We start from the raw sequence: 8,048 nt of genomic DNA, 5'->3' as shown, positions 1-8,048 counted from the left end.
TCCAACCCTTTTGAAATTGGTGACCGCTTGTGGGTGAAAAATCATCTTGACCCTGACGAGGAAAAACTACGGGTTTCAATGTAGACGAGGTTTAAAAGGATTTTACTATAGTCTTTAACCTTTTCCCCAGTCACAAATTACGCTACAATCTTTAACCCCTGCTAATTCTGTACGCTCTCCATATCCATTGTGAAACACTATCAACAACAATCCAACGCCTTCCCCAGCGATTACCTAAACAACTTGTGGGGAGAAATTCAAGCTAGTCCTTACTTCGCTATCAACAACCTCAACCGCGATTTTGTCGCCACTAAAGGATTTTCCGTAGTGTTTCAGCGTTCTGGATTACCAAAAGTAGAACAGCAGTTTCCCTACTTCAAGCCTTACCTCGATTTGGCTCTCCAACCGAATTGTAATGCTTTTTACCTCAATCCTTTACAGCTAAAAGAAGGCTCCCGCGTCGATCCGCATATTGATCGCTCCTTACGTTCCTACTCCAAAACTATTGAACCGCCTGCGGTTGTCAGTGTGCTTTATGTGCGCGTACCAGCAGATATGGAAGGGGGAGAACTGGTATTGCGATCGCACAAACGCCAACTTGGGCAAATTAAGCCCCAAATCAATACTTTAGTTTATTTTCAAGGTGATTTAACCCATTCGGTTAAAGCTGTGAAAACTCCTGGAAATCGCTTAAGTTTAGTTTGTGAGCAGTATAGTTTGAGTGAAGCTGAACTCCAGGAAATCCCTGAGTTCACTGTAGAGTCAAGAAGCACTCAGTCTACAACCAAAAAGAGAAAGTATGCCTCATAGTTTAGTGTTGAATTTGCTACCTCAATCGCCCATTCCACCACAGTTTCTCACAGGTAGACATCTCCACGCCCTATTTTTAACCCTCGTTAGTTCTGTAGATAGCACATTGGGCGATCGCTTGCATGATTCCACTGCTGACAAAGCTTTCACTCTTTCACCTTTACAAATTAGTAATACAAACTTCCCCGTATTGAAAGGAGGTAGGGGGGGATCTAAATTGCAATATTCACATCAACAACCCATCCCCGCCGGGACTCCTTGTTGGTGGCGCATCTCTTTATTAGATGACACTTTATTTGGCAAACTTACCCAACTCTGGCTAAATCTTAATCCTAATCGCCCTTGGCATCTTGGCCCCGCTGACTTGTATATTACCAGCATTCAAGGCACACCCCAATCTATTCAACCTTGGGCAAATGCCAGTACTTATGCTCAATTATACGAAGAAGCCAGCGATCGCAATTCTTCCATTAACCTTAGCTTCTGCACGCCTACCGCCTTCCGTCAAGGACAGTATGATACTACCCTTCCTACCAGAGAATCTGTCTTCAATTCCCTACTTTCGCGGTGGAATAAATACAGCGGCATAGAATTTACTCAGATTGCGATCGAGTCAATCTTCCCTTCTTTTGTCAACATTCACACAGAAATATTAGCTGACTCCCGCAGCAAATTTATTGGCATTCTTGGCGAAGTTAACTACAAGATTTTGGGAGAAATTGAACCGATCCAAATTAAGCAAATTAACGCTTTAGCTGACTTTGCTTTATATGCAGGAATTGGACGAAAAACAACAATGGGTATGGGTATGGTAAGACGGCAGTATTATCCCTAATTTCAATAATTATTTAAAAACCACTTAAATTATGAATCAAACCGAATATGTTTCCATTGCGGCATTGAACCAATATGCCTATTGTCCGCATCGCTGCTGGCGGATGTTTTGTGCAGGCGAGTTTACCGATAATCAATACACAATCGAGGGTACAACTTTACACGATCGCGTCCACACGACAGGCGATGTTCAGCGAGGAGAAACTTGCCAGATTCGAGCAATTTGGCTAAAGTCTGAGCAATATAAACTCATCGGCAAATCTGATTTAATTGAAGCAGAATCAGATCAAGTTTATCCAGTCGAATACAAACGGGGACGCAAAGGCGAATGGGATAACGATGAGTTACAAGTTTGTGCCCAAGCTTTATGTTTGGAAGAGATGACAGGACAACCTGTTAACACTGGATATATTTATTATGCCCACTCCCATCAACGACAATTAGTGGAGATTAATCAAGAATTGCGACAAAGTGCGATCGCTACTATTGAATCTGTCACAAATCTCCTAGAAACAGGAGCAATGCCAAAACCAGTTTACAGCAAACGCTGCCAAGGATGCAGTCTTTATTCGCAATGTTTGCCCAAAGCAACTGATAAAGTCAAAAGTTATCAAGAAGTAAATTAAATTATACCCCAATACAGTTTAGATAAGCCCAAAAACATATGTAGAGACGTGATTTATCGCGTCTTAAAAGACAAATTATCTACTCAAGCACCAATTATTACTAGGAATCATCAAAAATGGGAACAGTTTACGTAACACAAGCCGATGCTTTTATCGGCAAAGTTGACGAACGTCTCACCGTCAAAGCTGAACAAAAAATTATCTTGGATATCCCTTTAATTAAAATAGAAGGAATTGTAGTATTAGGTCGGGCTACCGTTTCTCCCGCCGTCATCAGTGAACTTTTAGAACGTCACATTTGTTTAACTTTTCTCACACAAAACGGACGATATTTAGGGCGTTTAGAACCAGAAACTACCAAAAATATCTTTGTTCGGAAAGCCCAATGGCAAGCTGTGGGAGAATCACAACCAGCAATACATTTAGTCAGAGGATTTGTGCGGGGTAAATTAAAAAATTACCGCCATAGCTTACTTCGCACCCAGCGAGAATATCCTCATCTTGATCTGAATAATAATATCACTCGATTAGAACACGTGATCGCACCAATCGAAAACACTAACAATATTGATTCCCTCAGAGGCTTAGAAGGTGCTGGTAGTGCAGCCTATTTCGGTTGCTTTCAACAGCTAATCAAAACCTCAGAATTTCAATTTGAAGCCAGACGCCGCCGCCCACCAACCGATCCAGTTAATGCCCTACTGAGTTTTGGGTATTCATTGCTACGCCATGATGTGCAAAGTGCTTTAAATATTGTTGGCTTCGATCCTTATCTAGGATACTTACACGTCGAACGTTATGGTAGACCTTCCCTAGCCTTGGACTTGATGGAAGAATTTCGTCCTTTAATAGTGGATGCTGTAGTGTTGTCGCTGATTAACAAGCGATCGCTAACCCTAACTGACTTTACCACCGAACCGCTCAGTGGTGCTGTGACTTTAACCAAAGAAGGACTGCATACATTTCTTCGCGCCTACCAACAAAAGAAACAATCGAGTTTTAAGCATCCAGTCATGGGAAACAAATGCACCTACCAAGAATCCTTTGAAATTCAAGCGAGGTTATTAAGTAAGTACCTGATGAACGAAATCGATAAATATCCCCCTTTAGTTCTCAAATAACTTCTCATTTGTTCTTCTTTCGTACTTTGCTATGTATATTGTTATCAGCTACGATATTCCAGAAGATAAGCGTCGGACTAAAATCCATTCGGTTCTGAAGTCTTACGGACAATGGATGCAATTGAGTGTGTTTGAGTGCGATATCACTCCCACTCAGTATGCTAAACTGCGATCGCGTTTAGCTAAATTGATTAAACCCGACACTGACAGCGTTCGCTTTTATTTTCTCTGTGGCTGTTGTCAGCGAAAAGTCGAACGTATTGGCGGAGAACAGCCACGGGACGAAACAATTTTCTTTGCTGAGTCTCCTTCTGGCTAAGTTCTTGTATCTCAAATGCGCCCAAGGGTAGGTGTACGAATTTCACAGCCCCAAAAAAGTGCTTCTATCCCAACTCCAGTAAGGCTTTCAATCCATTAGTCGCCCAATCCCCATCCGCGCAATCTCTGAAATGCTTATCAAAATAGGGTTTTAGTCTTTAAAGTTTCCTGGCACTCTCCCCAAACGAATTCTCTAATGCTATGATTGCTCTTGAATCGCGCAACCGTACCTTGAAAACTAAATACAGCTTGGATTTCAGGCTCCCATTGCAATTCATCAAAATCCCTATTAGGGATTGAAACTCGAACCTCGCGCATGGTATGGATTTTTAAGAGGTAGCGCAATTCATCAAAATCCCTATTAGGGATTGAAACTCGGGGCAAGGCATCAGTTATAGACAAACCAGAAAGCAATTCATCAAAATCCCTATTAGGGATTGAAACATTTGGAATATGCAGCAGATAGTGATACGCCTCCTGAAGCAATTCATCAAAATCCCTATTAGGGATTGAAACATTTTTTTGTAATTCTAATATGGAAATTTTTGATTCCAATTAATCAAAATTCCTATTAGGAATCGAAATAATCTTTTCAAAAGAGTTGTATTCCGGACTTTTGCGCCATTTGAAATGGTATGTTTATTTACGCCGCGTTGTACTAGGAGAGAGAAGAACAACGAAAAAATAAAGTTTTTAAGCCTCTCCACGCTTGCCTAACGGCAGGCTGACGCCAACGGGGAGAGGTTTGGAGAGGGGTCAGACACAAATTAGCGCTTGTGATGATTTCGCATAGCTTTATGAATCTTCTTCCACCGTTCTTTCTCAGCTAGCTGCGCCCTCTGGTCTTGTTTGCGGGTAAGGTAGTCAAGTTCTTTTTGTAACTTTTGGTAGCTGAGAAACCTAGAATAATCAAGTTCTCCCTCAGCAAAAGCTTGCTGCACTACACAACCGGGTTCGTTATTATGCTGACAATTGCGGAAATGGCACTCCTGCGCCAAGGTTTCGATGTCTGCAAAAGTTTCTTGCAAACCTTCATCACTTGCCCAAATTTGGATTTCTCGCATTCCTGGGGTATCAATAATTAATCCACCAGTCGGGAGCAAAATCAATTCACGATGAGTTGTCGTGTGTCTACCTCGGTCATCACCTCGCCGGACTGGTTGCACAGCTTGTATAGATGCGCCTTGCAGTTGGTTAGTGATAGTGGATTTACCAACACCAGAAGACCCCAACAAAGCAACTGTCTGTCCTGGTTGCAGGTAAGGTTTTAAGGCATCCAATCCTTGATGATTAGTCGCACTTAAAACTACAATTGGTACACCCAAAGCAACTGCTTCCACTTGTGCTAAATACTCTTCTAGAGAATTGCACAAATCTGCTTTGTTTAATACCACTACTGGATTGGCGCCACTTTCCCAAGCCAGAATCAGATAACGCTCAACTCTTCTAGCGTTAAAATCGCCATCCAGCCCTGAGACTAAGAAGACTGTATCAATATTAGCTGCAACAATTTGTTCTTCTGTTTTACTACCCACCGTCTTGCGGGAAAATTTGCTTTTCCTGGGTAAAATCTCGTTGATAGTGGCTCGTCCTTCAGATTCTCTGACACTAATGACAACCCAATCTCCAACAGCTGGAAAGTCTTGTGCTTGAGAAGCCCGATGCCGCAATTTGCCTGTAACTTCTGCTGAAAGTTCTCCCTGTTCACTATAGAGAGTGTAAGTATTTCTGTATTCAATAGCAACCCTACCAACGCTAAATCCTTGTAAGCGATAAGGTTCAAAACTGCGAGCAAAAAAATCACTCCAGCCTAAATAATCCAAATTCATTGGTGTTTCCTCGATGTGTGCTACTTGTTTTGCACAAGGTTCCACAGAGGAGGACACTTTTATGCAGGGGAACCCCCCGCACAAGAATGTCTTTAAATTTTAGTTTTCATTCCTGTAAGAAAGAGGACTGAACAAAAATCTCTGTGCCTTGTGTCCTTGAATTGGGATGGTCAAAGTAACCCGGACTCCTAGCAACTCAGTCATAGTTCGTCCTCCTTATGTACTACAGGAAATAATCTACATTACTACATTAGCCTATTCCAGAAAATTCGTTTAAATTATCCAATCTTGTGGAGTTGGCATCTATATAGGTGTTAACTTACAGCTATTTTCAGGTAAATAGACCACGCTCTACAAGCACAGCATTGCTGTGCCCCTACGACAGATGTGGTTCAAATACATGAAAACTGCTGTAAGCTAAAACCCTTTTCAAACTTAGTTTCCAGCTAGAGGCTGGAAACTAGGTAAAATGAGGTAAACGATTTTAGATTTCTCTTCAATCCAAAATTAAAAAATCAAAATCTAAAATTGGATAACTTCTGCCTTATTCAAATAGCTCTTTGCCGCACATGTCGCCCATTAAGCCCTTGCTTAATCCAACTCAGACATTCATATTCGGATTTGAATAATTTTGGAGCTGCAATATTATTCAATAATTCTGGTGGGTAATGGTCATAAAAACATTTGTCTGCTTCTTTGAAAATGATAATCAAATTGTTCCGATAAATGTAGCGAGACTTAAAACTATCCCCCCGAGAAACAAACTCTGAATTTTGATCAATATGTTCTTTAGCAATATCAACGATATTACTAACGGTACTTCCATAGATTCGTGCTGGGTTTTCTGCTTTATGAAATTGGCTTCTTTGGCCAATCTCACATAGCAATTTATACGAATAAATTTCGTAATTATCAGCTTGTCCAAAAACAAATGGAATGATGAGATATCCTTTGTATGAGACTGAACTTTCATAAAGAAGACGACTCATCTCAACCTCCTTTGGTGTAACTGCTCTCAAAAAATTCGCCGAAATCACATACACATTAAAAATCAATGCTTTTCTGTTAGATATATTCATGTATCACTTTAACCCTCATCGCCATTTAACAAATAGGGCTATTACCCCTTTTGTCAAGGAGAAAGGAATATGAAGCTTTAACAGAAAAGTATCGCAAGACTAATTATCGCTTTTTTTAATTACTAAACATTAGATATCTTGTAAAAGTTAAAAAATTATAAATTTCATTCTGTGGGACTACTCCCTCTGCCTTTCAAGACCATAAACTGAGCTGATTGGGGGGATGCTCAAGGTTATTCCAAGGTAGCGGGGGAACTGGTGTATTATTCTGTTCTAATAGCTGTTGCAAGTGACGGGCTGTGCTAGGCGTAGACGCGAAGCGGCTTGTCGCCAGACATCGCGCTTCTATTGGACAATGGACAAAGAAATAAATTTGCACTCCCATTTGCAACCATTGCTGAATCTGCCTTACCCACTCTTCCATAAACGGCTGATTCACTGATAAATTTGGATGAGAAATAAACCGAATCAGAGTAAAAGGTGCTGTCACACTCAATTGCAAGGGTAATTTGGGTTTACGCCGTTCTGATTGTAACTGGGGGTGATCATCTCCAGTGTAGATGGGGCGCGAGTCTAAAAGTACCCGTCCTACACTTAGCTTTTTTAAAAGCGCCGTCAAATTACTAGCATGGGGTTCTCTGAACCAGTCGCGATGCCGAACTTCCAGCGCCAGAGGTGCGTCTATGCGCGGCCAAGCTTCCAGAAAACTGGTCAAATCGTCAAGTAATGCAGGTGTATAACTGGGTGGTAACTGGGCAAACATTGGGCCAAGACGCTTCCCTAAAGGGTGCATCTCCTGCAAAAATTTTAAAGCAGCCGGAATATAAGGTTGTAGCAACCCTTGATGGGTAATATCTCGCGGTAATTTCAGACAAAATTCAAAACCTGCTGGTGTTTCGGCAGCCCAACGGGTTACAGTTTCTTGGTTAGGCACGGCATAAAAGGTGGTGTTACCTTCTACAGTGGTGAAGCGACGACTGTAAAGATGGAGAAAATCGGCAGTGCGAGTGCCTTGGGGATAGAGTTCACCCACCCAACCTTTATATGCCCAAACAGCACAACCGATAAAAAAGTTCACAGTGCCTAAATACTTTGATGTATCATATTCAATTTTACAGGCAGGTTGTAGAGATAGATGAAGCTAAGTTAGATTTCTGACTTCTTAAAGGATACTGCTGATCAATAAAATTGCAGATTGCTTTCTCAAAATGCTTGATTGCTTACTCATTTCGGTAGATTCAGCAAGCGAAAAGGCATATTGCTTTCTCAAAAGCCTTGAATGCTTTCTCATTTCGGTAGATTCAGCAAGCAAAAAGGCATATTGCTTTCTCAAAATGCTTGAATGCTTTCTCATTTCGGTAGATTCAGCAAGCAAAAAGGCATATTGCTTTCTCAAAATGCTTGAATGCTTTCTCATTTCGGTAGATTCAG

At 41.3% G+C, this 8,048-nt stretch carries 9 protein-coding genes and 1 CRISPR repeat array; of the genes, 5 read left to right on the top strand and 4 right to left on the bottom strand.

Features of this window, described 5'->3' with window-relative positions; all coding sequences use genetic code 11:
- The first annotated feature begins 189 nt into the window (after positions 1 to 189).
- The 5 genes from V7L29_RS03085 (at position 190) to cas2 (ending at position 3,710) form a co-directional block, all read left to right on the top strand.
- Entirely contained in the window at positions 190 to 810 is a 621-nt protein-coding gene (locus V7L29_RS03085) for a 2OG-Fe(II) oxygenase (RefSeq protein ID WP_334734495.1), read from the top strand.
- Complete coding sequence (gene cas6, locus V7L29_RS03080; protein ID WP_334734494.1) at positions 800 to 1,645, top strand: CRISPR-associated endoribonuclease Cas6; 846 nt, start codon at positions 800 to 802, stop codon at positions 1,643 to 1,645. Before V7L29_RS03085 ends, cas6 begins: the two co-directional genes overlap by 11 nt.
- A gap of 31 nt (positions 1,646 to 1,676) precedes the next feature.
- Entirely contained in the window at positions 1,677 to 2,270 is a 594-nt protein-coding gene (cas4, locus tag V7L29_RS03075; protein WP_334734493.1) for a CRISPR-associated protein Cas4, read from the top strand.
- Between the two features lie 116 nt (positions 2,271 to 2,386).
- Positions 2,387 to 3,391 carry a type I-D CRISPR-associated endonuclease Cas1d gene (cas1d, locus tag V7L29_RS03070; RefSeq protein WP_334734492.1) on the top strand — a complete coding sequence of 335 codons (1,005 nt, stop codon included), beginning with the start codon at positions 2,387 to 2,389 and terminating at the stop codon, positions 3,389 to 3,391.
- Between the two features lie 31 nt (positions 3,392 to 3,422).
- On the top strand, positions 3,423 to 3,710 hold the full coding sequence (gene cas2, locus V7L29_RS03065; RefSeq protein WP_334734491.1) for a CRISPR-associated endonuclease Cas2: 288 nt from the start codon (positions 3,423 to 3,425) through the stop codon (positions 3,708 to 3,710).
- A gap of 268 nt (positions 3,711 to 3,978) precedes the next feature.
- A CRISPR array of direct repeats spans positions 3,979 to 4,294; the repeat unit is 34 nt; unit sequence GCAATTCATCAAAATCCCTATTAGGGATTGAAAC.
- 182 nt (positions 4,295 to 4,476) lie between these two features.
- Here cas2 and rsgA read toward each other — a convergent pair.
- From rsgA to V7L29_RS03045, 4 genes are all read right to left on the bottom strand, one after another.
- Positions 4,477 to 5,538 (bottom strand): ribosome small subunit-dependent GTPase A, encoded by a 1,062-nt coding sequence (gene rsgA, locus V7L29_RS03060; protein WP_334734490.1) that lies wholly within the window; start codon positions 5,536 to 5,538, stop codon positions 4,477 to 4,479.
- A 548-nt stretch (positions 5,539 to 6,086) separates the two neighbouring features.
- A complete protein-coding gene (locus tag V7L29_RS03055) occupies positions 6,087 to 6,527 on the bottom strand; it encodes a hypothetical protein (RefSeq protein ID WP_334689572.1) in 441 nt (146 codons plus the stop codon).
- Positions 6,528 to 6,810: 283 nt separating this feature from the next.
- Positions 6,811 to 7,695, bottom strand: coding sequence for a DUF72 domain-containing protein (locus V7L29_RS03050; RefSeq protein ID WP_334689566.1), 885 nt, complete (start codon positions 7,693 to 7,695; stop codon positions 6,811 to 6,813).
- 84 nt (positions 7,696 to 7,779) lie between these two features.
- The coding region (locus tag V7L29_RS03045; RefSeq protein WP_334734489.1) for a hypothetical protein at positions 7,780 to 8,048 on the bottom strand (269 nt) is incomplete at its 5' end.

The organism is Nostoc sp. (genome assembly GCF_036916575.1).
Classification (GTDB): domain Bacteria; phylum Cyanobacteriota; class Cyanobacteriia; order Cyanobacteriales; family Nostocaceae; genus Nostoc.
This window is presented reverse-complemented; position numbering and strand designations above follow the sequence as displayed.